The following is a 23,095-nucleotide window of genomic DNA, read 5'->3' as shown; positions in this document are numbered from 1 at the left end:
GATGTCCACGAAGACGGTGGTCGTCGGTCGAATCAAGCACGAGACGAACACGTTCTCGTCGCTCACCACCGATTATGAAGCATTTGTAAATACCTCGTTGTTCTTCGGCGACGATATCATCCCCGAATTTCGAGGAACAAATACCGACATTGGCGGGTTTATCCGAGTCGCCGACGACCACGGGTGGGACGTCGTTCCCACCGTGGCGGCGAACGCGACGCCCGGTGGGATCGTGACTACCGAGGCACTCGATTCATTCCTCACGCAGCTCGTCGATGAGATCGAGCGATCCAATCCGGATGGCGTCTTGCTCGGACTTCACGGTTCAATGGTGAGTGAGAATGAACGAGATGGTGACGGTGCAATTCTGGAGCGCGTTCGTAAGGTTGCGGGAGACATTCCTATCTTGGCAACCCTCGACCTTCACGCGAACGTCACCGAACGGATGGCTGCGAACGCTGACGGGTTGTTCGGCTACGATACCTACCCACATGTCGATATTGGCGAGACTGGCGAGGAGGCGGCTCGAGTGCTTGCATCGACGTTCGCTGGCGAGATAAATCCACGAGTTGTCGTCGAGCGGGCACCACTCCTTCCACCCCTCCCTCCATTACGAACTGAGATTGAGCCAATGCAATCTCTCCTAACTGACGCAAACGATGCTGAAGACGACCATATTCCGGATATCTCGGTTTTCGGCGGGTTCGCGTATGCCGACGTTCCAGAGGCAGGATTCAGCATTGTAGGAGTCTCTGATGCGGAACGCATCGAGGAAACGCGCGAAATGTGCACACAGCTGGCTACGTCGGCGTATGAGCGACGCCACGAGTTCGATCGGTCGTATATTACTGTCGAGGATGCGGCGGCCGAGGCGTCGATATGGGCGGACGAAGATCACGACCAACCGCTACTTCTTGCCGACATCGCAGATAATCCGGGGGGCGGGAGCGCACAAGATGGAACTGTCCTCCTCGAAGCATTGCTCAATGCAGACGTCGAGGATGTTGCAGTTGCGACACTTATCGATCCGACGGTAGTCGATGCGGTGGCCAAAGCGAGTGTCGGCGAACGAGTCACCGTCGAATTGGGTGGTCACATCGAAGACAACGGCAATCCGATTGAAATAGAAGCCACCGTCCAGAACATCTCTGATGGAACGTACCGGAACAAAGGCCCAATGTCGACAGGTCTCGAGGTGACGTTCGGACAGACGGCCGTCCTCGAGTGCGATGGCGTCGAGATTATCGTCGGATCACACCGACAGCAGCCATATGATCCGGAAGTGTTCCGATCACACGACCTCCAACTAAAGCAAGTAAATGTGATCGTCCTCAAGAGCACGGTTCACTACCGTGCCGGTTTCGAACCGCTAGTTGAGACGATTCGTGAGGTGGTCGCACCCGGGCTTTGTTCGCCGGATCTGTCACGCTTTGAGTACGATCACATCCCTCGTCCGCTGTACCCACTCGACGAAGATGCTTAGGTGAGCTCTCACAGCTTTCATTCTACCTCTACATGGAGAGGATTCGCCAATTCCATCGGGGAGGACTTCACTTAAATACTCATAGGTGTGGGGCGTAACAGGTATGGATTAAATACTGGTACTATCTCTCATAGAACCGGAACTCGGAACCCAGTGACGGTCATGCACTCGCGATAATCACGGAAAACAAAGCAATAACAATGAACCAAGGATTGACCGAATGGAACGTGCCGAACAGGGTAGTGTTCGGACGTGGAGCATCAGACGAGGTTGGCTCATATGTTGAACAGTTCGACGCGGAACGAGCACTTCTTGTAACCGACGAGGGTGTTCGCGAAGCAGGTGTCCTCGATCCAGTCCTCAATTCGATCGAGTCGGCTGGAAAGGAGTATGCGATCTTCGACGGCGTTCGACCCGATCCGACAGATACTGTCGTTCACGAGGCAGCGGACGCTTACGACGACGCTAGCGCAGATCTCGTCATTGGGATCGGTGGTGGGTCATCGCTGGACACCGCGAAATCCATGTCGATCGTCGTAGCAAATGACGGTCATATTCTCGATTTCAAGGGCAGCGGAAATGTCCACAAGGCACCCCCACCGAGTATCTACATTCCGACAACATCCGGAACTGGGAGTGAGGTTGGCCATTGGTGTATCGTGAAGGATTCCGAGACCAACATCAAAGAAGAGATTGGGGACGTGAAACTTCTCGCAGACCTTGCACTCATCGACCCAGATCTGACAGCGAGCGCTCCACCGCCGGTGAAAGCCGCGACCGGGATGGACGTGTTGACGCACGCAATCGAGGCATATGTCTCAATTAAGGCGCAAAGTCAGACCTCTGCACTCGCGCTCGACTCGATCGAAAAGGTCGGCGAGAATCTTACCCGTGCTGTTGAGTATCGTAACGGCGATCCAGCCGCACTAACGGCGATGGCGAGAGCGAGCATGCAGGCAGGTATGGCGTTCAACGGTGCTGGGCTGGGTGCGGTGCATGCACTCTCTCATCAAGTCGGCGGCCAGTTCGGTGTCCCACACGGATTGGTCAATGCGATCCTTCTTCCGTACGTAATGGAATACAACCTGCCACAGGTACCCGAGGAGTTCTGCACTATTACCGAGGCTCTCGGTGAGTCCATCGACCGCCAGACGCAATTGGAGGCCTACAAGGCTGTTCGGGCAGTACGTGAACTCGGCAACTCGGTTCGAATTCCCGAGACGTTAGACGCCACGGCGGCAGAGCGCGAAGCGATTCCAAAACTAGCCGAGCAAGCACTCAATGACGGAAGTCTCACTGGCAATCCACGTATTACGGATCAGGACGACATGGAACGCATCCTTGAACGGGCGTTCAACGGTGAATTCGAGTATGAATCCCGCCTCTGAATCCGTAATTACGTAGATCTGATAAACAGTACACCCCGGAGTTACTGGCGGTCGCGGTTCTGGTTTGACTGTCAATATTTGGTCATGAGCTGATTTGTGTGCTGTCGCCTCATTGACTATTGACATTCAGTTGGTTCACCTCTTTTTTGCCAAACTGTCTCCTTAGCGGCCCTGAATCAAGTTCTATCTTTTATGGCTACTCCGACATCACAATATCGTGCATGAATCGATGATACTCTTCGACCGCCCAGTCGCCACGACCGACAGTCGCATACGCATTCCGTCGCTTATCGCTTGCTTTCGTCTGCTTCGAGATCAGCCCTTTCTCAACGAGTCGATCGAGGCCGGGATACAATCGGCCGTGATTGATCGGCTCAGGATAGAGGTCTTCCAAGGCTTCCTGCAAATCAACGCCCTCGGCTGGTCCTAAGCGGTAGATAAGACACAAGAGGTGTGCCTGAAAGGCGGTGAGATCGGTTGGGAGATTATACGAAGCAAAATCAAGACCGGATTCATTCTCATGTCTGTCAGCAGAGTCGCCTTGGTCGGATTCTGAATTAGTCATACTGGAGTGACTAATCTTCGCTACTTAAATCCTACTATAATATATAGTGAATAATCAATGCGAAACACGTGGAAGAATACGGGATCAATGCTCGTCTTTGCTGGGAGAAGATGAGTATCGACTATCTTGATTGTCCGAACCCATCTTTAAAATGATCCCAGATTGCTCCCCTACGACAGCTAAAATTCAGTATATTATTCATAAGGGCTAAAGTTTTTATCACGGGGAAAAGAATGAAATCGTGTATGCACTACCCATCCCGCCATCGAATTACGTCTCTGGCCACTGCCCTGCTCGCGTTCGGTGTCAGTACTGGTATTGCCGCTGCTCAACAAAGCGAGATCAACAACTCGCTCAGTGAGATCGAACAGTTTGTCGCCACCACACTGGGCCAGATTGGAGTTATCGTTTTCCTCGTCGGTGCAGCGCTGTGGTTTGTCTCCGGGCGGAACGCGAGTCGCACACAGTGGGGCTGGCGTGCCCTCTGGGGTGGCGCTGGCATGATCGTGCTCTCGGTCAGCTATAATGTGTTCGTCACGCTCTTCGAAAATCTCGCTCCGGGGATGATCGTCCCACCGTTCTTCTAACGACGGTGCGCTCGTCCAGTCTCCTGTATACCATCGGCTGACCATCGCCCTAGACACGCTTTCCCTACGAATGTCACCACTCTCGGACACACGTCTTCGGCCACTCATTCTTGGACTCGTTGTCCTGCTTCTGCTACTCAGTTCATTTGCAACTGGCGTCAGCACCAACCGATTCGCGAACGCCACTGACGTCTTCGTCTCTGATGACCCAGACCCCACCATCGGTGCACTACCACCGTTCATTCAGCCAGACCTCCGTACGGTTCTCCAGTCCCCGAATATCTCGGCAGCAAATGCCAGCCGGGCTCGTGATTTCACATATGCAACGTCCCAGCCGTCCCACAAAGTCGGGCATCACAATCAGACGCTTGCCGAGTACCGTCGCACCAACCTCCAGAACCTTCCGCACAATCGCTCGACGAGCGTGTGGTTTCCTGATTCGAATCGTACGAACGGAACTGTCGTCACAAATGCGCATGTGACGATTCTCGGGACGCAGAACGGAACCCAAACCCGTCTGGGACGACCGAACACATCATCACAAAATCTCTTCTTGCTTCCCCGAAACGGGTCTATTCTCGCCTCGCTCGATTACTCGACGGCGATTCCAAATCAGACCTGTACAGTCACGAATGGTACCAAGACCTGCATCAACTATTCTCTCACGAGCCAGTCTATCAATCGGTCACTCAGAATTGGCTCACAAAGATGGGCTTCCGAGGAAACCACAGACGAAGCCAGAGCATCGCGGCCGCTCATATACACGAACGCACAGGCGACCGGCCGAACGACAATGGTCGTTCGAGGAACGATCACAACACAGCTGGCCATTCATAAGACCGTCTATATCCGGACAAGTTCTGGTTGGGAGCGAACGAATGTGACCTCAAATACCACTCTCCTTTCGCATACCGTCCGCGATGCAGCACCCGTCGTGATCACACCGAACCAGCAGCTCAACGCAACACAAACCCTCGTCACTGACAACGGCAAACTCAAACGGATTGTTCTCCACCTAGATGGACCAACAACATTCACCACTCGTCGACACTGGAGTTATGCGTCGTTCAAATCAGGGCAGATGCGCCTTGAAAATGTCTGGGGCGTCTACTCCCAGCATCGGTACCGAAATGCAACGATCGGCACCCAGCGCCCTAACACGACGCTCTCACTCAATACATCACAGCCGTCAATCCCGCTCAACAGGTCAGTCAATCGCTCTTCACCACCCATCACCACTTCACAGAGAACAGTCCCGCCACCAGACGTGCTCGAAAAACAGCTGATCGCCATTCGAAGCAAGCCAGCGATTGCTCGCACAGCCTCACAGGCAGCGTCGATGGCAACTGTTAGTCGCGTTCGCACCGTTCCGCTCGCTCCAAAGGCTGCACCGCTCAAGCCGACCGTCAACCTCTCGTCGGTTCCGCCACGAGCGTCCACTCGTGTGGTTATTACGAACGTCGATCAGCCACTCACCACGCTCTACGACATTCATGGCGATGCGATCCCACTGAAAACGAAAACTGTCTCTGAACGCCCAGTTTCGCTCACACTCACGAAGCAGGGTAAGAAACGCGTTCAGATCGATCTCACTGACGCCCAGACTGGGAGCCCGATCACTAACCAATCGATCTATCTCCACGGAGCCATTAAGGGCCGTGTCACCACCAACAGTGATGGTGTTGCTGTCGTCACGCGTGATGAGAGTGCGGTCGAAGCGACGTTTCGCGGTGTCGCCAACGATTCACGAGGACTCTACTACGCCTCATCGCACAATCAGATTCGATTTGCGCCGACACCGTTCAACATCTACAGCGCACTGATGGCACTGAGTAAGGGGTTCGTGGCTGTCATCGCATTCGTGCTATTCTATCTTCCATTTCACTATCTCCGTCGACAATAATTCAGAATATCTAAGAAAATATTTTTACGAGATGGTACTGATATACAAGCAAACACCATCTTTTTGACACCCAATGATCCCCACCCTCCAATCACATGGCACAACCATCGTTCACAGTGTTCCCAACCTCGTGGCCGACGTCAGCCATCTCCCCGCAGAGATGATGTCGTTCGCTCTTGCCGCTGGATTCACCGGGTGGATCGCGGATCTGTTCACCTGGTTGATGACGAAGCTGATGGGCTTTGTTGGGCTGTTGATGTCCGGTGGTGTGTACACCTTCCTGGTCTTTGATAGCCCCTATACCGATCCGCAGTACCTCCAGGCGTTTGACCACCTGTTGGGTATCTTCCCCCAATTGCTGGTGGTCGTGGTGATGGCTGGCTTTGCCTCACAGCCCTTTTCAAAGAAAGCCGACGTGGATAGTGTCATCCTGGTTTGGAAGGCGCTCAAGGCGATTATTTTCGTTGCCGTTGGTCGCCAGCTCATGCATTTCGGCCTGTTGCTCGTGAACGCCGTCATCGCCTACATTTCCCCCGAGAGCTATGGCGCATTCGGGACGCAAGTGCTCAAAACCGGAATGGAGGGTGCAGCCGCTTCAGCAGGTGTCGTCGCAGTCGGCATGGTGATTTTGAGTGTCACTTCGATTGCTGGGATTCTCCTGTTGTTTGCGATGCTGGTGATTCGGGAGTTCCTCTTCGTGGCGATGTTTGTGACGCTACCGATTCTGGCAGTGATGCTCTATCTCGACTTCGGACCGTTCGAGGATTCGGCGAAAGCGGCGAAGATGTTCATCAACGCGACGCTCTCGCTGTTTCTCGCAGGGATCTTCATGGCTGCCCTCATGTATGTTGGCGCTGCTGCGATCGGTGCTACTGGATCTGGCACAGCTACACAGGCAGCAGCCACTGCAGGGTCAGATCCTGGTTCGTTCAATGATGTGCTCGAGTCATTCCTTTTCTGGCTGATTGGCTTGGTCGCACCTGCCGTCTATGGGTTGAAAACAGCCATGTCCTCCGGTTTTGTCCCTGGTCGGATACGCAGTCGGCGGAAGCGGACATCTGGAAGTCGGTCGTCGGCATCAGCAGGCGGGTCACAAGAGTCGAGCCGTGCGAGTATCATGAAGCAGGCTCGGTTTGGTGGAAGTAAAGTCCGGAGAGGAATGAATTCCGTTGATCAGCGGACTACTGGTGGAAAAGTAGGTGAGAGAGTCAACAGTAGCGTAAATAGAGCCACTTCAGCTAGTAGTGGAATAAAAGATGGCCTTGGGTCAAAAGCTGAAGGAACAATTGTCGAAGACGCAAGTAGAGCCGGGAAAAGAGGAGCACATTACACGAAGAAAGGCGGTAAACGTGCAGCTAAAGACGCCCGCTCGGGAACGAATTTCACATTGCGAAATCTCGACCGGTCCCCTCTTGATTGGGCAGAAGCAGGTTTGGAACACTATCGGGAAAACCCAATCATTAATGAATCCCAGGATGGGATTGGCTCAAAACAGCAGACATTAGGGGAATGGACCGACTCATCGACCAACAACTCTCGATCAAGATGACACCTGTTAACAGAATATATTTGGGTAATCGAAGAGGATTATAATACGGACTATGGACGATCAAGAAAACATCACGTCCACAAGAACTCAAGAGAATTCGGGCTACGGCTCGAAGAATTTGATCATAGTTGCAGTCACAACGATCGTAGCGTCACTGTGCTATCTATTTGTCCCGATAGGGATATTCCTAACCGGTAGGGAACTTTCGATATTTCTTGGTGGACTCATTTCGGCAATTCTAAGCTTATTAGCCATGTGGTTCTTGCCTCCCCTCATCACAGCTGTATTCTATGAGGTTCTAAGGTATTTAGCTCGGATAGAAAAAGAGAGCATGTATCCAGGGTGGTTTTCAGGAGCGATCATCGGGCTAATTCCACTTACTGGAGTTTGGTTTCTTCCGCTTTGGAACCATGTTTCCCCCGAATTTGCAGCTATCTTACAACCGTTTCGAGTTGCACCGATGCCTGATAATTCGTGGCTAATGATTCTAAGTTGGCTAGCATGCATTCCAGCCCAGATAATGGGGCTTGCCCACCTTGATCAAGGAAAGAGCTCAACAGATTCAGCGACGAGTCAACAAAAACAACCAACGCAGAAAAGACTCGATCAGCACGTCGAAACCGACTCTCAAAAGGATCAGTCTTCTACTAAGAATCCTAATAACGAGGCTAGAGAGACAAGCGGTCCATCTCCATCGGAGCTCACATTTAACTGGGAGTCAGCACCCCCCACGACGTTTCGCGATGTCGGTGGCATGGATGACCTCAAACGCAATATAATGCGATCGGTTCTTCGCCCGCTCTCACACACCGATGCCGCCTATGAACGGTTCAACGTCTCGCCACCAAACGGCATCCTCCTGCATGGCCCACCTGGCACTGGGAAAACGCATTTCGCTCGGGCCATTGCTGGCGAACTCGGCCATCCATACCTCGAGCTGAGCGCTGGCGATATCAAAAGCCGGTGGGTGAACGAGTCCACTGAGCAAGTCAATCAGTTGTTCAATGAGGCCGAGCAATTCGAGCGCTGTGTGATCTTCGTCGACGAGATTGACGCACTCCTTGCCGGTCGTGGGAACGACCTTCACCGGGAGCACGCCCAAGTCGTCAACGAGTTTCTGGCGCACTTAGACGATGAAGACCCGAGCTTTCTGCTTATTGCAGCAACGAATCGTGCGGACTTGCTCGATGAAGCTGCGACTCGTCGTGGTCGCTTTGATCAGCAGTACGAGGTGGGTCTGCCCGACAAGGAGGCACGGGAGAAAATCTTCAAAGTGCGATTGCAAACGCTCCCGACCGAACTCGATCAAGAGGAGTATGAGGAGCTCGCCGAGCTATCTATCGAGCTCAGTAGTGCGGATATCGTCGGGATTGTCGATGATGCTGCAATGAAAGCTGCTGAACGGGATGCCCAAGCAATCACGTATGATGACCTCGCCGAATCATTCCCAGATTCGAAGACGACTTAGGAAATCACAGACACAATGGGGTCTGTCCGCTCTTGTTCATAAGTTAGTATCTTATACTAATCGACGTACCCATCGATTTATAGAGCCTCAGTCGGTATTCGACCGTATGAGTAACTCTGGCATGACACGGTTGTCGGTGGGGGATCGCGTGATCGACATCAAAGACGATGATCCAAACGTGGGGATTGTCATTGCGAGACCACCTGAGCAGACAATTGAGGATTGGGAGTTTTCGACCAGCGACGGATCCATGACAACTGCCGACACGAATCCAGAATATCCAGCCGACACGCAATTAGTCATCATCTCGTTCCGCTCTGATCTGAACGGCTATTGGGAGGGATGGCAAAACGTCGAGCCAGACGAGTTATTTGACGGTGTAGAAGACAATGGCGTCCATCGGTATGGGTTTCCCGAACCGCGATTAGCACCCACCGACGAGAATGAAAGTGAAACGAATACGGCTGCAGAGCCGACCGAGCAAAAAGCGAAACTACCGGACAAGTTCACGCCAGTTATCGAGCGTCTTGAGCAGAATGGCTTCTCTGTTACGTACAATGCAGACTCCCAGGAGCTGCTGGTTGAGAAGTATGGGGTCGAGCATACCATCGACCATGATGGAACAGTCCAGGGCGAGAGTGGAATCAAAGGGCGGATCGAGACGATTGTAAATCGCTTTCTCTAAGTTCAGCAGGATCGTCTTTTCTACGGATTCTCTTTCTCCCGTAGTCGGGTTTCGAGAGCGTCCAATACTTCCCAGAGAACTCCAACGGCCGAGGTTGCGGTAAGCGTGAACTCGTCATAGACGTAGTTTTCGTCCGGTGACTCCCGTTCTTGGAAGTGGAGATGACCGCAGACATGCGGATTTGGTTCGAGATGCCACCCACAATCAAACCCCGATGATTCGCTGTAATGGAAGGTGAAGTTGGAAGTTAGCGACGTGCGTTCGCGGTCTTCGAGGCCAGTTCCTGGTGGAAACGTCGGGGTCGGGTGCCATGTCACCCGGAACGTTGCGTTGTCCGCGTCGCGTCCAAAATACCGAGGCTCAACCTCTGCCCGCACTTCGGCGTAGTACCCCTCTGGAATGCCGTGTGCATTTGTAATCGCCGGATGCCGGTCGAGTTGTTCTCGCAGCGCTCGAAGGATGCGGTGACGTTTCTCAGCTGCCTCATCCGGGTTGTGTGATCCACCATCCGGCCGAAGACACAACAATGATTCACTCACTGCTATGCCTCGGTCTGATCGATGGTGAGTCGGCAGACCCGACCATTCAGACGAATCAGTCATGCCGAGGCAGAGGGGCGAGCAGTGTAGGTGTCATAGTGATCAATGGCATCTCGGAGCAGGGAGAGATGATACTTCGCAGATGCCCAATCGTCTGCTCGCCGGAGACGAGTACGGGCTTCTTCAGCAATAAGCTCTTCACCAGCGACGGTTGCTCGGAGGCTCGACGGGTCACCGACCTCGTATTCATGTTTCCACGCTTCGATATCGCGCTGTATCGCAGCGGCTTGTTCAGCAAGTTCGGCCGCTGAGTTCTCATTCACGAGCTCACGGAGCGCGGTCAATCGCGAGTAAATCGGATCTGGATAGTAAGTTCGCCCGTTACTCGTATCGTCCGTAACGAGAATCCCGAGATCGACGAGTCGGCTCAAATGGTTTCGAGTCGTGGGTTCCGAAACGTATGCTTCGTCGGCGATCCAGCCTGCTGTCCGTGGCTCTTGGAGTGCGAACGCTACTGATCGCACTCGATCGAAGCCCGTCGTCTGTTCTTTCCACCGCTGGACATAGGACGGATCTGTGCTCGTTTCTGAATTCGACGATGAATCCGTCATCAGTACTTCTTCGACCTCACGTGTAATAATCTTTCTGCAGATAAAATAGTCTATCTCGATAACTACTGGCGTATCACACAGTCACCGAAGCAACAGTACGTTCAGGCCAAGATCACAGCAACCAGCAAGGTAGCCGCCAGCTTCTCGTTCCCGATCCCACAACGAATTGATCAAAGATGGGTTTACAAACACCTAGCCCGGTCAACTGCCTCGGGGCTTGACCCCGAGGCTTGTCAGTAGACTCCCGCTCTAACTGCGTAATGCAGTAGGTCGAAACCGACCATTCGCGTTCAACGTCCCTGTCTTCAGAGCCAGTTGACTGGTGGCTCGTTCAGCACCAGACTTGAGCCAGTGCTGAACAAGGCGCCACCCGACGTTCCGAGCGGCGTTGTAATCGCTATGCAACTCCTTCCCGCACTTCAGACACTCGAACTCATCACCATCGCGATTATCCTCGTGCGTGAACCCACATTCGCCGTGACTACATCGCTGAGATGTGTACGCTGGAGCAACATCGTCCACGTCGATACCGTGTTCTTCAGCCTTGTATTCGACGTGGCGTTGGAGTTCCTTGAACGCCCATTGTTGGAACTTGCTGGCGTTCGAGATACGTTTGCGGATGTGTTTCAGGTTCTCGAACGCGATAGCCGTGCAATCGTTTTCGACGGCCTCACGGACGAGTGCTTTGGAGACGCGATGCAAGTAGTCTGCACTCCACCGGGCGAACCGTGACCCGATGCTCTTGATTGTGAGGTGAGCGGAGCGAGTGCCTGTCTATTGTAGGTTCCCGCGACGACGCTCATACTGGTCGCGGCGGTGATTGAGGTAGTCCGCATTACCGAAGAACGCTCCCGTGCTGGTGACGGCTAAGTATCCATCCACGTTCAAATCGACGCCGAGAACCACTCCGTTCTCGGGTTCTTCGTCGCAAGAATCAGGTTCAACGTTTTTCTTCACGGCAACGTGGAGGTAGTACGTGCCATCGCGCTTGTGGAGCGTTGCTTCGCGTTTCTCCCATTCGTCCGTCCAGTAATTCTCGAACGGTGTCCCGTCCTCGTTGACCGGCCTGACGTATTCAGCAGTCACGCGCTTGTCGGTGGTGGCGAGGGATACATGGTCGTCGCTGTATGTGATGGTTCGTCCGTTGTACACGACGGTGCTTCCCCGGAACTCAGGTTTACTCGCTTTCTCACCCTCTTCGATGATTCGGTCTTTGCAGTTTCCGAGTGCCGTCGCCGCGAGGTTGCGGGCACTTTGAACGAGACTGGATTGCAGGGAGAGTTTCTCACGAACATCGGAGTACGTCTCGTCGTGGAGCGTATTTTTGGTGTCCGTGATGTTGTAGGGGTTGTCGTCCCATCCGTGGTCAGCGACGTGTTGGGCCGCATGTCGGAACTGCTCGAACGTCTCATCAAGAACGCTGTGTGCGTTCTCAGGAACGTCGAGTTTGACTTGGATGTTCCGAACAACTTCCATACTTCATTAGTATGAGTAGAGATACTTAAACCCATATATTGGGTTGGGGAGTCGGGATTGCCATCAAACGTCGTTTGTGTCATCAAGTGTCGGCTTCCTCCCCGAGGTCAAGCCTCGGGGTATCCGCCTTGCATTTTGATGAAAACAAACCATGACAGCAACGACTCGCGATCGGCCAGAATTTGACACCGTGCGCCTCACAATCGAGCCAGCAGAAGCCCAAGAACTCATTGAACAGTCATTGAAGGGATTGCGGTCGTCAGTCACCGAAGACGGCATTCTCTTGCGCTCGTCTGATGGAATGTTGGTCGCGACTCTTCGTGACGACTCACCGTCCGATGAGCAGCACCGAACCGAACTCGCGTATCGCGTTGCCCCACCGTCAGAACTCGCGACACGAAGGGGGAAAAAGATATTCGAGAGTCTCGAATCACACCGTACCTGATAAGGGAGTAGCGGCGGGAATGAGCGACACCGGATCGCAGCGCAGCGGATATCGTTGGAATGGTCGATGATGCTACGATGCGTGCGGCCGAGTGCGACGCCAAGGCGATCTCCTTGCGTTTCGGTGAAAAACAGGGGGCAACCCACTAGGCTCCGTCGAGCTCCTCGGCCAACCCGACGATGATGCCTTCGGGGCCGCGTACATAGCAGAGGCGGTACACGTCTTCGTACTGAGCGACTTCGCCCACGAGTTCGGCGCCGTGTGAGCGGAGACGGTTGAGGACTTCGTCGACATCGTCGACGGTGAACATGATGCGGCGGATTCCCAGGGCGTTCACCGCCGGTTCCTCGGATCCGTCGCGGGTGGCCTCGGGTGTGATGAATTTCGAGAGCTCGACGCGGCCGTGGCCATCGGGGATCCGCATCGTGGCGATGTCGCTCTGGACGTTCTCGAGCCCCACGACGTGGTCCGCCCACTCTCCCTCGACGCGCGTCTCGCCCTCCAGTTCCATGCCGAGCTCCGCAAAAAATGCCTTCGCAGCTTCGAGGTCCTCGACCACGATGAGGACGTTGTCCATTCGTTCGATCGTCATAGTCCGCTCAAACCCCTCCTGTATTTGCTAATTTATTCGCAACGACGAGTCCAAGCACGACACCGAACCCGAAGACGACAAAGCGAGGCGGACCTCGTTCCATGAATCGACCGCTCTCTGTACTCTGTTTTGCCTTTGCGTGTTCTATACTACAGGATGTGGGTCGTTTCGAGCATGACGTTGGAACCATCACCTCTACAGACGAGCCGTCATACCCTCAAGATTCGTTCGAACATGTTCGAGTAAATAGTCTTCGTGGCTGCTATCGTCCTCTAGTTCATGAAATCACCTGCTGGAGTATCAAAGAATGAGTCGAATTACAGAGGAACACGATTTCGCAACAAAGTCCGAAGTAGCGAGGGAATCCCGATGAGACGACTCATGCGCGTATTGCTAGGAGTTGAGACTGCATCATTCTTCCTTGCCGCAATGATTCACGCGGGAGTGCTCATCAGTGGCTATGAACATCACGAGGCGATGATTGCCGAGAGTGTAATCGGGACGGTTCTTCTCGGTGGCTTAGTGATGACCTGGCTCCATTCACGTTCAATGTTTACAACCGCCATAATCGTCCAAACATTCGCAGTACTGGGAACGCTCGTCGGAATCTTCACGATCATCATCGGCATTGGCCCACGTACGGTCCCAGATATTGCATACCACGTAAGCGTCGTGGTGGTGTTAGCAGTCGGCCTTGGAGTGGCCCGACGTGGACGTAGAACTGAACCAATGTGAAGCCGTCATAGACTTGGATATCGGCGATGTTGTATGTGACTTCAATGAATTCTCCCGGACAGACTCCTACGTAGAATACACAACAACGGCAAACACAAATTAGCTATTATTGACTAAATAAGTGAAAGTAGATTAACCCCGGGACTCCCGAATCAATCTGTGCGCAGTTCGTAATGAAAACGCATCTCTGATTCCCTTCTTCACGCTCAACTTGCCGCGTTCTATTGCTATTGTTGGATACCGCAATCGGTTACATCACATATACTCCCCCAAAAAAGTGATTGACCCAGTTACTAGCTGCTACTAGCTAGGGAGTTCGAGACAAATCGAATGTCAAAGAATACCGCTTTCGCATTTCCGGATGCCGTGCGTTCAGGGTGCTGGAACCGGTGATTCGTGATCGCGTCCAGATTCACGTAGGCGCTCTTGTTCTGCTTCGTCGAGCGGCTCGTACTCGTTCGCTGCTTCAAGAATGTCCGCAACCAGGTTCGGATCGCCAGCGCTCGGGATGGTGGTCATGCCTTGCGAGAGCGCGTAGCGGAAGCAGTCAACGAGTTCCTCTTTTGTATCGTACGGTTCATACCAAGTCTCATAGGGACGCTCGTCCTCGGAAAGATCCTCGGGCCATGATTGTTTCGCGAAGCCTTTGATGCAGAGGGTACCGAGACCGCGCTCTTGGGCAAACTCGAGTACGGATCGGTAGTTGTATTCGGGACCTTCTTTCGAGTCGAGTGTGTAGTTGAACGGAAACATCACCGATTCCAGTTCGGGGATGCGTTTGATACTGGTGCGAATAATGCTCGGATCACCGTGGCTCGTCAGGCCGATGTGACCGATAAGTCCCTCCTCTTTCGCTTCCTTGAATGCCTCTAGTGCGCCGGGATCGTGGTCGCCTTGAGACATCTCTGGCTGATAGTCGCCTGTGATAGTGTCCAGTTCATCATAGCGGGTTACTGCGTGGAACTGATACAGATCGATGTAGTCGGTGTCGAGACGCTCAAATGACTTGTGGAGTTCGCCCCAAGCGCCGTAGTAGGTACGCTCTTGGGTCTTGCATCCGAGAAAGATTTCGTCGCGGTGTTCGTTCAGCTTGGGGGCCAGTTTCACTTCGGCGTCACCATAGGTAGGAGCGACGTCGAAGTGATTGACGCCTGCATCGAGAACATCCTCCACCATTTGATTCGCGTCGTCTTGTTCGAGGAAATTCAGTGCGATGGCGCCGAACGTCAGGATCGAACTGTCGTGACCGATGTCGCCGAGTGGTCGAGTTTCCATGTATCCTATACTGGCTGGAGGTCACAAAATTCTATGTCCATCATCAAGATACTCTGACTACTGTGTGACAATAACTACCACATAGCATTGCATTACTCCTCGTAACTGACGATGGAGCGGAAGCCACCGTACACCACACGGTTCTCGTCGAAAGGCATCTCCTCATCGAAGCTTTCTGGGTCCATTGCGGGATCGTCCATCACCTTCGCATTCACCTCGTCACGGTGCTCCCGAGACTCGTACACAACGAATGAGAACACGACCGATTCGTCGTCTTCGGTTTTAGCGAGTTGGGGAAAGGTCCGCATCGACATGCCGTCCATGTCTGGCTCCATGTCGTCTCCCACCCCTTCGAAGTACTCGAGGGCACCGTGTTTGATCCAGAGCTTTCCAGCTTCGGCGGCCATTTCGCGGTACGCATCGAGGTTATCGGTTGGAACCGGGAGGACATATCCATCGACATATCGTTCCATAACTTACGTAGAAAGGACGCGAAAAGGCTTGAACTTTCTCTCGACGTACCGAGATCTCTCAGTTGTAGATATCGCTCTGCTTGATACAGGCTCTCAATTCAGCATGAACCTGATCTTCTGCCGGTTAAATCCATAAGCGGAAGTGGAACTCCCCCGGTACTCTCAATGAAATCTGTGCGTGGCGGCTACCGATTGCTATCGATCCAGGCTTTGAACTTTTGGTAGTCCTTCGCGCCGGCCTGATCGGCGATACTTCGGAGCGTGCCCGCGCTGAGTTCATCGTGGAGTGGGACGGGCACGGTTCGGGCTTCCGAGTCGTGCCCTTCGGGCGGCTCCCACCGGAGGATTGCGTGGTCTCCCCGTGTGCGTTTCCACTCGTAGATTCCGCTGTTGACCATTACCTTTACGACATCCTTCCCAGAAAACGGCGCATACGACATTGTCGTCAGGAGAAGTCAGTCGAAGATCTCCGAGTCGTCGAGAGATCCGGACGTGTTTTGTTCGGGATCGATCCCCAACTCGCGGAGATTCTTGTCGCTCGGAGGTTCGCCCTCGCCGTGGTAGCCCTGGAGTGCCTCATCAAGATTTTTGAGTGCCTTTTGGCGCGTCTTCCCTTGGCTGACGACGCTCGTTTCTTCGTCCTTTGCGACCCACCACTTTTCTTCGCGAGTGAGCGTAATTGTGGTGCCTGTCGGCGGTTCGTGGTTGGTGCTAGAATCGGTACTCATGGTTCAGCCTCCGGTGTCAGACTCCACGCGAGAGAGGTGCCGATTTTCTTGCTTGTCACCGTGCCCTCCTCTTGGAGCTGTCGCAGTCGATAGTCAGCACTAGGTCGCTTGATCTCCAGTTCGTCGGCGACCTCGCTCGTGGCTGCTGGTTCGTGCTTCCGCACGGCGGCGACGACTTCGTCGTCGGTGTGCTTCGCGGAAAAGCGCCCGCGTTCGTCACGTTCGCTTGTGCTCATACTCGAGAGAACGTGCTCTAGAGAGAAAAGTCCATCTACTCCGGAGTAGATGGCACTTGTTAGTATGTACTACTAACAGATGACCGGGAGAATGCACGTCCCTCACCAGATCTTCGTAGTGCATATTGAGCGTGCCACCTGTTAGAGACATCTGCGGTAATGTGTTGGATCCTCTGAACGATCGTGCGAAAAGTAGTCTGCGTTCTGGGATTTCGACCCGTTTCGGGATGACTGATTAGTTCTATAACCGAAGTAGAACGTGCGACAGCAGCGAGGCAGATTTTCTAAAATCGGTGTTTTTGGGTGATTGACTTCCTGTGGGCAGTATAAGCGGCAGTGGAATTGGGAGATCACTACTCTCGAGAAATCATTCTTCGTCCACTTGGACCACTCACTGTCTTCAAATCGGGGGTTCTCCGATCACACTACCTGATTGTGAGTGAGTCGATGGAGATGACGCGCTCGCTGTCGGTTGCAAGTTAGTATCAAATACTAACTCGCACGCCAATCGATTTATGGGCCCTCAGTCGCTACGCGGGATTATGGGAAAGTTTAGCATGACACGACTATCAGTCGGGGATCGCGTAATCGACACCGACGACGACGATCCGAGCGATGGAGTTGTCGTTGCGAGACCACCGGAACAGTCGATTGCAGATTGGAAATTTTCGACTGATGATGGTACGAAGACCACAGCGGACACGAACCCAGAGTATCCAGCAGATACGCAATTAGTCATCGTTGCGTTCAAAAATGCGCTCAATGGATATTGGCTAGAGTGGGAAGAAGCAGACCCTGACGACCTCTTTGCGGGTGTACGTGAGAATGGTGTCCATCATTACGGCTTTCCCGAACCGCGCCTTGCACCCATCAACCACAGTGAAAATTCATCGCCAGAAGATGAGGAAACGACTAAGCAAGGGGAGATAGGAGAAGAGACAGGCCCACCAGACAAATTCACACCGGTTATCGAACGACTTGAGCAGAATGACTTCTCTGTTGAGTACGATGCAGACGCCCAGGAGCTGCTGGTTGAGAAGTACGGGGTCAAGCATACCATCGACCATGACGGCACAGTCCAAGGCGACAGCGGAATCAAAGGGCGTATAGAGACGATTGTCAATCGCTTTCTCTAAGCGAGCTAGTCCTCATCTCGGGGGAAACTTCGGGAGTACGGTACCATTTCGCGGTGAACACACCAGCCCGGACTGTTCGGACTCCTGTGGCTCGTTGATCGGTGGATCGTCGTGACTCAGATTGGTGACTCGCGTCAAGATCTCGTCAGTAGCCGATCCTGCATTGGAGTTAGTTCCTTCTAATACAGATGATCTACTGAGACGGGATAACGCTCCTATATTCGAGTGTGTCCACCAATACTCACTCAAATCGCCAGAACTGGATCAGTATATTGCCCGCTCTGGAACAGATGGGGTCTTATCCGTCCACATGAGCGCATCAAGTATCGCTCCTAGCTGGTTCACCCGCTGGTCGAAGACGTTCAGTGGATGGCTATCAAGATAGTTCGCTGAATCGCGTTGGACTGTCGACCGTTCAAAATCGACTTGGAAATGGCACTTGCCGAGATCCATATGCGTCTCATCTTGGTGCCAGCCGAGCATTAGCTGTCGCTCTGGTTCGACCCACTGGATCTTGTAGAAATCATAGTCATGGGTGGATGGGAAGTCAAATGAAACTTGGAGTTCTGCCGCCTCGATTGGATATTGGGTTCCAAGGAACGTCGGTGCATCAATCCGGGCGTGGACACCGACCTTGTTGCCGGACGATGTACGGTACCAGACGCGTTCGATTGGTGAATTTTCGTTGGGAACTCGTGTGTGGAGTGTATTGTGCAAACGCGTGAGAAGCGTTCTCGTGTCGAGATTTGCTCTATTTGCAAGAAATATCATTGATAGCAACTACTGGGAAACCGGGGGCGATGAATCAGATGAATTGTTCGTTCCAGGATGGAGCGAGCGCGCATCGTCGTACAACTGGAGGGCGTGTTTCAGGAGCCGTTTGTTGTCCTCGTATCGGTCCCACTGACGAATCACCGTGTTCCGGCGGCGAATTTCCTCGCTCGCGAGGCCCTCGTCAGTGAGCGTGGTTTCAAGCGTGGCGCGTGAGTCGACATCGAAATCAGCTTTCCATTCGTCGATCTCTTCTTGAATATCCGCGATCTGCTCGCGAAGTTCATCACGCGTGTGGTTGTTGATGAGCTCTGTGACTTCCTGGAAATATCGGAGTTGATAGTTCGGTGCGTACTTTGTATTCCCGTCGTCACCTGCAACGGTCTGTAGCTGCCCAAACTCCACGAGCATCTCCAGTTCATCCTTTGCCGTCTGCCATGAGGAGATCTGCGCTTGCTCTCGAATCCACTCGACGGATTGTGGTTCCGTGAGTGTAGTCGCGATTTCTCTGACGCGTTCGCGGGCGGTCAGTCCCGTCGTCCACGATTCGAGGCCTGGGTCGGTCATACGTATAGATAGGCAGTGTGGTCTATTATATCTTTGGAGGGATCACAGATATTGTAGACAGTAGTGGATGCGCTATCTTGTTGGACATCTCTGCATCACTCACTCACGAATAGAGCAAACTACAGTTCGCTTAGCCCGGTGAATCGTCTGTGCAACTAGAACAACTAAGACGTCAGAAACGCGGTTATCTGGGTGATTCCTTCGTTCCTGTTCATGACTCAGGGATTCGATCGTCGAACCGCTCGGATGATTTGTGAGGTGGGCAGCCATTCTTCGCTAAGTCCTGTCGTTGTGCGATCGGTGGCATACTGGTTGCGTTGCTTGGTGAGTCGATCTTGCAGCCACGCTCGCTGCTCGGCATCGTGAGTATCCGTGTTCTGCTCATTGAGACTGGTTTCGAGCGTATGGATGCGGTGGGCCCGTTTCATGAGCGGCTTGGCTGGTGTAGAATTGATGAAGAGAATGGCTTTCTCTGTCTCATCCTCGATTCGACCAATAAACTCCGTCGGGGTGCCACCCTCTGTGAATCCAACTTTCTGTTCTGCAAGCCACTTCGGAATCTTGATGAGCAATTCGTCGGGGTTGAGTTCACCCAGTAGTTGCCACCGAAACCGTGTGGCTTGTTCATCAATCAATCCGCGTTCACGCGCTTCGGCTAGTGAACACGCTTCTTCGGTAAGGGTTGCTGCACACCACTCCCGCACGAACTCATCATAGCTCGTATACTCACGAACCGGGAAGACGACCATACATGATATCTTCGAAGTTGTGGTCAATAACATTTCGTGTACCAGTCTCTGGCCCGCTTAGACGATTGAGACCCGAGTTCTCTGTTCATCGCACCAACGAATCGTGTGGACTTGCTTGATGAAACCGCGACTCGTCGTAGACGGTTCGATCAACAATATGAGGTGGGTCTGCCCGACCAGGATGCACTAGGTCGATTCATCATGCAAGGATTTCTGTAAAATTTAGACTGCCGAAATAGATTCCAGCCCCACCGTGCATGAACACCTTTTCCACGCACTCTTTGTATGATCTGAAATGGTTCCTGTAGGGAGCGCAGTCTCCACAGGCGTTGACGAGAGCAAAGCTGTCGTTCGCACACCAGAAATCGGATAGTCCTGGGGACGTTGTATCCCCTCCTACTCGCTCACGCTGCTCGTTCCTTGAAGACGGGGCTTGGGCTTAGCGCCTGAGATCTCCTAATTCGCTTGGTGAGTTAGTCTCGGTCATATTCAACAGTATGTAGTAACTCGACTTCGAGATCTCTTAGAGAGCGTAACCTGGCGTCTCAAAGGGATAGCCCATGAGTTTTGTGTCAGAATTATTCTGCTTTCGTCATCCATAAGGAAACCGACCGTGGGATATCATTCTTTGAGTGGTAGTAGATAGGATGTCTGTACTTGTTTCACGATTCGATTGGGGTTAAATCGACAGTACCAGAACTATCGACCACGATCCGGTAGCCAGCGTATGAGAAGGTCACTTCGCCACTAGAGCGCATGTCCCCATGATACGTTGGTGCATAGAGACGATCCAATGCATCCGGGTCGATGACTTCATAAAGGGGGGCGAGCTCCTTAACTGAACAGCCAGCAGCATCCGAAACACCGTTAATAATCTGAATACTGGGCAGTGGCCGAGAAGAGTCACGGTTTGTTGTTTGGGTGTGGGATTCACCATTTTCCGTTTCGTTGTTATTCATAACAAGTAGAGACTGGCTAGCGATGCTTATAAGTCAGATTTGATAAATTGGGTGACAGACGATTTCTCAAGTCCGACTCCCGTGGCAAAAGATCACAAACGGAAGGTGCTAATTACAGCGTTGTAATCACGAGGTTCTTCGAACTCCCATTTCGGCGACGTCAACAAAAAGCATCACACCGCATTCCCGATGAGAGGTGGCGGTAGTAACCTAGTAAATACGGTGGAGCGCGTCCTTTTCTGCAAAATGGGGGGACTCTTGCAATCCTCCTCTATTATAGTAATGCAATCGACCAATCTCAATGGCGATAAGTGTGGATGATGCGGTCAAGGTAATCTCGAGAATGTAATCTGAGACCCTAAAGCCCCTCTCAAAATCGATTCTCTCGTGTTGTCAAAAGATGAGACAGATATAACCGTCCACATACCCTCTTAGTATAGAGAATACAATGAATATCTCTGAGATAGTTTCAACACAGTTCACCGAGTTCGATATCGGGGCACCGCTTTCAAAGGTCGCCGGTGCGTTCGAGAATCAGGAACTCAACGCCGTCGTCGTTACGGATGGTGACGAGTATCGCGGCATCGTCAGCCGCCGACAACTGTCCTCGTCGTCCAATCAACCCTCGGCGAAGGTTGGTTCACGAGTGCAACATGTCCCAACCGTCGATCGAACCGAGGATGTTCGTGAAGTTGCACGACTCATGATCGGGAGTAACGCCAAGACGCTCCCGGTGCTGGACAAAGACAGAATTTTCGGTGTGGTGACTGCAGATGCCGTCCTAGAGGCTGTGAGTCCGTTTCTCGACGCGGTGAGCGTCGATGACGCGTACACGACAAAGCTCATCAGTGTATCCCCAACGACCACGCTCGGGAAAGCCCTCAACACGCTCCGAGAAGGACGCATCGCACACCTTCCAGTCATTGACGATGACAAACTCGTAGGAATGCTGAGTTTGTACGATGTCATCGAATTCACGACACGCGGGGGGAACAAGAGCCAGGGTGGTTCGTCAGACGAGTTTAGTGACCGCGGCGGCTTCGGTGAACGTGACGGTACTTCTGATCGGATGCTTGATCTGCCGGTGCGGAACTTAATGTCCGATGCGGTCGCGACGGTTCAGCGAGACACACCACTCGATACGGTAGTCGAAACGATGTTCGATCGAGAAATTTCCTCACTCGTTGTCACGGCGAACGAGACGGGCGAGCCAATCGGAATCATCACAAAGACGGACGTCATCGAGGCGCTCACCTGGGAACAAGAAGAACGACGCGCTGTGCAGGTGTTCGGTCTCGATTTGCTCAATGAGATGAACTACGATGACGTCTCTGCGTTGATCGACAGCGTGACTTCGAAGTATGGCGAGATGAGTGTAATCAAGGCCAGTATCGAACTCCAGGAGCATAAAGAAAAGAGCCGAGGGGTGCCGCTGGTGCTGGCACGGATTCGGCTCGTCACCGACCGTGGGTACTTCACAGCCGATGGGGAGGGCTACGGCGCCACCCACGCACTCCGTCTCGCGGCGAATACGATTGAACGCCAACTCCTCAAAGGCAAGACCTACGGCCAATCGAAGAAGCATCCGGATACGGAGGAGCAAGAGCAACTCTACGGCTGGTGGCTCGGTGGCTAAAACCCTTTGAGCTATTTTACTGATGGTTTGAATCTAATTAACAGAAAGATGAATAGAATATATATTCGGTACCCAATAGACGAAGGAACGAAATGTGGGTTAACTTAATGATACCGCTGTTCGACCTCGATAGTCTTCTTCACAGCGTCGTCGAAGCGGTTTCGTAATTCGTCGCTAAAGTCCTGGATCGCTGTATCCTCTTGTACCACTTCTAATGAGTCCCAGTCATCTGACTCGGTTGCAGCATACAGCTGTGTGAACTTCTCTCCGTTGTTCCCGTACGCAATTGCGATCACATACGGTTTCACCTCTTCGATATCCTCAACAGAATGTCTCCCTGACCACTCCTCGACTTTCGTCACGCTCACACGGTCGAATGTCGTTAATTCTGCACTGAATTCACGAGCACCGAGTCGTTGTATTAATTGTTCTCGATCCCATTCCCGCGTTTCACCAGTCTCGGTATCTGTTCCCGTGACGGTCCCTGACGTGATTGATTCAATTCGCCAGTTCGTGAGTAGTGGTCCACCCATCTCAGC

At 52.9% G+C, this 23,095-nt stretch carries 24 protein-coding genes and 1 pseudogene; 10 read left to right on the top strand and 15 right to left on the bottom strand.

The window, feature by feature from the left end; translation table 11 throughout:
* The first annotated feature begins 1 nt into the window (after nucleotide 1).
* A complete protein-coding gene (locus AC1XDK_RS14955) occupies nucleotides 2–1,483 on the top strand; it encodes a M81 family metallopeptidase (protein ID WP_483350697.1) in 1,482 nt (493 codons plus the stop codon).
* Nucleotides 1,484–1,725: 242 nt separating this feature from the next.
* Nucleotides 1,726–2,871, top strand: coding sequence for an iron-containing alcohol dehydrogenase family protein (locus tag AC1XDK_RS14950; protein ID WP_483350696.1), 1,146 nt, complete (start codon nucleotides 1,726–1,728; stop codon nucleotides 2,869–2,871).
* A 196-nt stretch (nucleotides 2,872–3,067) separates the two neighbouring features.
* Here the strand turns inward: AC1XDK_RS14950 and AC1XDK_RS14945 are convergent, their stop codons facing one another.
* A complete protein-coding gene (locus AC1XDK_RS14945; protein ID WP_483350695.1) occupies nucleotides 3,068–3,436 on the bottom strand; it encodes a helix-turn-helix transcriptional regulator in 369 nt (122 codons plus the stop codon).
* A 245-nt stretch (nucleotides 3,437–3,681) separates the two neighbouring features.
* Between AC1XDK_RS14945 and AC1XDK_RS14940 the strand changes: the two genes are divergently transcribed.
* The 5 genes from AC1XDK_RS14940 to AC1XDK_RS14920 all read left to right on the top strand — a co-directional run bounded on the left by AC1XDK_RS14940 (nucleotide 3,682) and on the right by AC1XDK_RS14920 (nucleotide 9,628).
* The gene (locus tag AC1XDK_RS14940) at nucleotides 3,682–4,023 is read left to right on the top strand and encodes a hypothetical protein (protein WP_483350694.1); all 342 of its coding nucleotides are present in this window, start codon (nucleotides 3,682–3,684) and stop codon (nucleotides 4,021–4,023) included.
* A gap of 70 nt (nucleotides 4,024–4,093) precedes the next feature.
* A complete protein-coding gene (locus tag AC1XDK_RS14935; protein ID WP_483350693.1) occupies nucleotides 4,094–5,926 on the top strand; it encodes a DUF8186 domain-containing protein in 1,833 nt (610 codons plus the stop codon).
* Nucleotides 5,927–5,999: 73 nt separating this feature from the next.
* Nucleotides 6,000–7,475, top strand: a complete 1,476-nt coding sequence (locus AC1XDK_RS14930) for a hypothetical protein (protein ID WP_483350692.1) — start codon at nucleotides 6,000–6,002, stop codon at nucleotides 7,473–7,475.
* A gap of 52 nt (nucleotides 7,476–7,527) precedes the next feature.
* Nucleotides 7,528–8,943, top strand: a complete 1,416-nt coding sequence (locus AC1XDK_RS14925) for an ATP-binding protein (protein WP_483350691.1) — start codon at nucleotides 7,528–7,530, stop codon at nucleotides 8,941–8,943.
* 106 nt (nucleotides 8,944–9,049) lie between these two features.
* A complete protein-coding gene (locus AC1XDK_RS14920; RefSeq protein WP_483350690.1) occupies nucleotides 9,050–9,628 on the top strand; it encodes a hypothetical protein in 579 nt (192 codons plus the stop codon).
* A 20-nt stretch (nucleotides 9,629–9,648) separates the two neighbouring features.
* On the opposite strand, the gene AC1XDK_RS14915 is transcribed toward AC1XDK_RS14920, so the two are convergent.
* The 4 genes and pseudogenes from AC1XDK_RS14915 to AC1XDK_RS14900 all read right to left on the bottom strand — a co-directional run bounded on the left by AC1XDK_RS14915 (nucleotide 9,649) and on the right by AC1XDK_RS14900 (nucleotide 13,291).
* Nucleotides 9,649–10,167 carry a hypothetical protein gene (locus AC1XDK_RS14915; protein WP_483350689.1) on the bottom strand — a complete coding sequence of 173 codons (519 nt, stop codon included), beginning with the start codon at nucleotides 10,165–10,167 and terminating at the stop codon, nucleotides 9,649–9,651.
* Nucleotides 10,168–10,226: 59 nt separating this feature from the next.
* Entirely contained in the window at nucleotides 10,227–10,778 is a 552-nt protein-coding gene (locus AC1XDK_RS14910; RefSeq protein WP_483350688.1) for a winged helix-turn-helix domain-containing protein, read from the bottom strand.
* Between the two features lie 249 nt (nucleotides 10,779–11,027).
* Nucleotides 11,028–12,254, bottom strand: a pseudogene (locus AC1XDK_RS14905) (RNA-guided endonuclease InsQ/TnpB family protein).
* A 590-nt stretch (nucleotides 12,255–12,844) separates the two neighbouring features.
* Complete coding sequence (locus tag AC1XDK_RS14900; RefSeq protein ID WP_483350687.1) at nucleotides 12,845–13,291, bottom strand: VOC family protein; 447 nt, start codon at nucleotides 13,289–13,291, stop codon at nucleotides 12,845–12,847.
* A 369-nt stretch (nucleotides 13,292–13,660) separates the two neighbouring features.
* Between AC1XDK_RS14900 and AC1XDK_RS14895 the strand changes: the two genes are divergently transcribed.
* The gene (locus AC1XDK_RS14895) at nucleotides 13,661–14,026 is read left to right on the top strand and encodes a hypothetical protein (RefSeq protein ID WP_483350686.1); all 366 of its coding nucleotides are present in this window, start codon (nucleotides 13,661–13,663) and stop codon (nucleotides 14,024–14,026) included.
* Nucleotides 14,027–14,398: 372 nt separating this feature from the next.
* Here the strand turns inward: AC1XDK_RS14895 and AC1XDK_RS14890 are convergent, their stop codons facing one another.
* The 5 genes from AC1XDK_RS14890 to AC1XDK_RS14870 form a co-directional block, all read right to left on the bottom strand.
* Nucleotides 14,399–15,301, bottom strand: coding sequence for an aldo/keto reductase (locus AC1XDK_RS14890; RefSeq protein WP_483350685.1), 903 nt, complete (start codon nucleotides 15,299–15,301; stop codon nucleotides 14,399–14,401).
* A gap of 92 nt (nucleotides 15,302–15,393) precedes the next feature.
* Nucleotides 15,394–15,774 carry a DUF1428 domain-containing protein gene (locus AC1XDK_RS14885; RefSeq protein ID WP_483350684.1) on the bottom strand — a complete coding sequence of 127 codons (381 nt, stop codon included), beginning with the start codon at nucleotides 15,772–15,774 and terminating at the stop codon, nucleotides 15,394–15,396.
* A gap of 185 nt (nucleotides 15,775–15,959) precedes the next feature.
* Nucleotides 15,960–16,214, bottom strand: a complete 255-nt coding sequence (locus tag AC1XDK_RS14880) for a type II toxin-antitoxin system HicA family toxin (protein ID WP_483350683.1) — start codon at nucleotides 16,212–16,214, stop codon at nucleotides 15,960–15,962.
* Nucleotides 16,215–16,229: 15 nt separating this feature from the next.
* Nucleotides 16,230–16,502, bottom strand: a complete 273-nt coding sequence (locus AC1XDK_RS14875) for a type II toxin-antitoxin system HicB family antitoxin (RefSeq protein ID WP_483350682.1) — start codon at nucleotides 16,500–16,502, stop codon at nucleotides 16,230–16,232.
* On the bottom strand, nucleotides 16,499–16,738 hold the full coding sequence (locus AC1XDK_RS14870; RefSeq protein WP_483350681.1) for a helix-turn-helix domain-containing protein: 240 nt from the start codon (nucleotides 16,736–16,738) through the stop codon (nucleotides 16,499–16,501). The genes AC1XDK_RS14875 and AC1XDK_RS14870 overlap by 4 nt, the downstream gene beginning before the upstream one ends.
* A 542-nt stretch (nucleotides 16,739–17,280) precedes the next feature.
* Between AC1XDK_RS14870 and AC1XDK_RS14865 the strand changes: the two genes are divergently transcribed.
* On the top strand, nucleotides 17,281–17,874 hold the full coding sequence (locus AC1XDK_RS14865; protein ID WP_483350680.1) for a hypothetical protein: 594 nt from the start codon (nucleotides 17,281–17,283) through the stop codon (nucleotides 17,872–17,874).
* A 264-nt stretch (nucleotides 17,875–18,138) separates the two neighbouring features.
* On the opposite strand, the gene AC1XDK_RS14860 is transcribed toward AC1XDK_RS14865, so the two are convergent.
* The 4 genes from AC1XDK_RS14860 to ddfA form a co-directional block, all read right to left on the bottom strand.
* Nucleotides 18,139–18,591 (bottom strand): hypothetical protein, encoded by a 453-nt coding sequence (locus AC1XDK_RS14860; RefSeq protein ID WP_483350679.1) that lies wholly within the window; start codon nucleotides 18,589–18,591, stop codon nucleotides 18,139–18,141.
* A 63-nt stretch (nucleotides 18,592–18,654) separates the two neighbouring features.
* Nucleotides 18,655–19,212, bottom strand: a complete 558-nt coding sequence (locus AC1XDK_RS14855; protein WP_483350678.1) for a DUF7342 family protein — start codon at nucleotides 19,210–19,212, stop codon at nucleotides 18,655–18,657.
* Nucleotides 19,213–19,430: 218 nt separating this feature from the next.
* On the bottom strand, nucleotides 19,431–19,961 hold the full coding sequence (locus AC1XDK_RS14850) for a hypothetical protein (RefSeq protein WP_483350677.1): 531 nt from the start codon (nucleotides 19,959–19,961) through the stop codon (nucleotides 19,431–19,433).
* 662 nt (nucleotides 19,962–20,623) lie between these two features.
* Nucleotides 20,624–20,920, bottom strand: coding sequence for a DdfA family disk-determining factor (gene ddfA, locus AC1XDK_RS14845; RefSeq protein ID WP_483350676.1), 297 nt, complete (start codon nucleotides 20,918–20,920; stop codon nucleotides 20,624–20,626).
* A 448-nt stretch (nucleotides 20,921–21,368) separates the two neighbouring features.
* On the opposite strand from ddfA, the gene AC1XDK_RS14840 reads away from it, so the two are divergent.
* Nucleotides 21,369–22,556 carry a CBS domain-containing protein gene (locus AC1XDK_RS14840; protein ID WP_483350675.1) on the top strand — a complete coding sequence of 396 codons (1,188 nt, stop codon included), beginning with the start codon at nucleotides 21,369–21,371 and terminating at the stop codon, nucleotides 22,554–22,556.
* Between the two features lie 104 nt (nucleotides 22,557–22,660).
* On the opposite strand, the gene AC1XDK_RS14835 is transcribed toward AC1XDK_RS14840, so the two are convergent.
* Nucleotides 22,661–23,095 (bottom strand): hypothetical protein (locus tag AC1XDK_RS14835; protein ID WP_483350673.1); only part of this gene is annotated, 435 nt, incomplete at its 5' end.

The sequence above is a fragment of the Haladaptatus sp. HS23 genome (assembly GCF_056892285.1).
The sequence above is the reverse complement of the archived record's forward strand: the minus strand, read 5'-3'. Positions and strand labels throughout refer to the sequence as shown.

Coding starts and splice junctions, on each gene's coding strand:
- AC1XDK_RS14955 (WP_483350697.1), top strand. CDS start 2: ATGTCCACGAAGACGGTGGTCGTCGGTCGAATCAAGCACGAGACGAAC.
- AC1XDK_RS14945 (WP_483350695.1), bottom strand. CDS start 3,436: ATGACTAATTCAGAATCCGACCAAGGCGACTCTGCTGACAGACATGAG.
- AC1XDK_RS14940 (WP_483350694.1), top strand. CDS start 3,682: ATGCACTACCCATCCCGCCATCGAATTACGTCTCTGGCCACTGCCCTG.
- AC1XDK_RS14935 (WP_483350693.1), top strand. CDS start 4,094: ATGTCACCACTCTCGGACACACGTCTTCGGCCACTCATTCTTGGACTC.
- AC1XDK_RS14930 (WP_483350692.1), top strand. CDS start 6,000: ATGATCCCCACCCTCCAATCACATGGCACAACCATCGTTCACAGTGTT.
- AC1XDK_RS14925 (WP_483350691.1), top strand. CDS start 7,528: ATGGACGATCAAGAAAACATCACGTCCACAAGAACTCAAGAGAATTCG.
- AC1XDK_RS14920 (WP_483350690.1), top strand. CDS start 9,050: ATGAGTAACTCTGGCATGACACGGTTGTCGGTGGGGGATCGCGTGATC.
- AC1XDK_RS14910 (WP_483350688.1), bottom strand. CDS start 10,778: ATGACGGATTCATCGTCGAATTCAGAAACGAGCACAGATCCGTCCTAT.
- AC1XDK_RS14900 (WP_483350687.1), bottom strand. CDS start 13,291: ATGACGATCGAACGAATGGACAACGTCCTCATCGTGGTCGAGGACCTC.
- AC1XDK_RS14895 (WP_483350686.1), top strand. CDS start 13,661: ATGAGACGACTCATGCGCGTATTGCTAGGAGTTGAGACTGCATCATTC.
- AC1XDK_RS14890 (WP_483350685.1), bottom strand. CDS start 15,301: ATGGAAACTCGACCACTCGGCGACATCGGTCACGACAGTTCGATCCTG.
- AC1XDK_RS14885 (WP_483350684.1), bottom strand. CDS start 15,774: ATGGAACGATATGTCGATGGATATGTCCTCCCGGTTCCAACCGATAAC.
- AC1XDK_RS14880 (WP_483350683.1), bottom strand. CDS start 16,214: ATGTCGTATGCGCCGTTTTCTGGGAAGGATGTCGTAAAGGTAATGGTC.
- AC1XDK_RS14875 (WP_483350682.1), bottom strand. CDS start 16,502: ATGAGTACCGATTCTAGCACCAACCACGAACCGCCGACAGGCACCACA.
- AC1XDK_RS14870 (WP_483350681.1), bottom strand. CDS start 16,738: ATGAGCACAAGCGAACGTGACGAACGCGGGCGCTTTTCCGCGAAGCAC.
- AC1XDK_RS14865 (WP_483350680.1), top strand. CDS start 17,281: ATGGGAAAGTTTAGCATGACACGACTATCAGTCGGGGATCGCGTAATC.
- AC1XDK_RS14855 (WP_483350678.1), bottom strand. CDS start 19,212: ATGACCGACCCAGGCCTCGAATCGTGGACGACGGGACTGACCGCCCGC.
- AC1XDK_RS14850 (WP_483350677.1), bottom strand. CDS start 19,961: ATGGTCGTCTTCCCGGTTCGTGAGTATACGAGCTATGATGAGTTCGTG.
- ddfA (WP_483350676.1), bottom strand. CDS start 20,920: ATGAATAACAACGAAACGGAAAATGGTGAATCCCACACCCAAACAACA.
- AC1XDK_RS14840 (WP_483350675.1), top strand. CDS start 21,369: ATGAATATCTCTGAGATAGTTTCAACACAGTTCACCGAGTTCGATATC.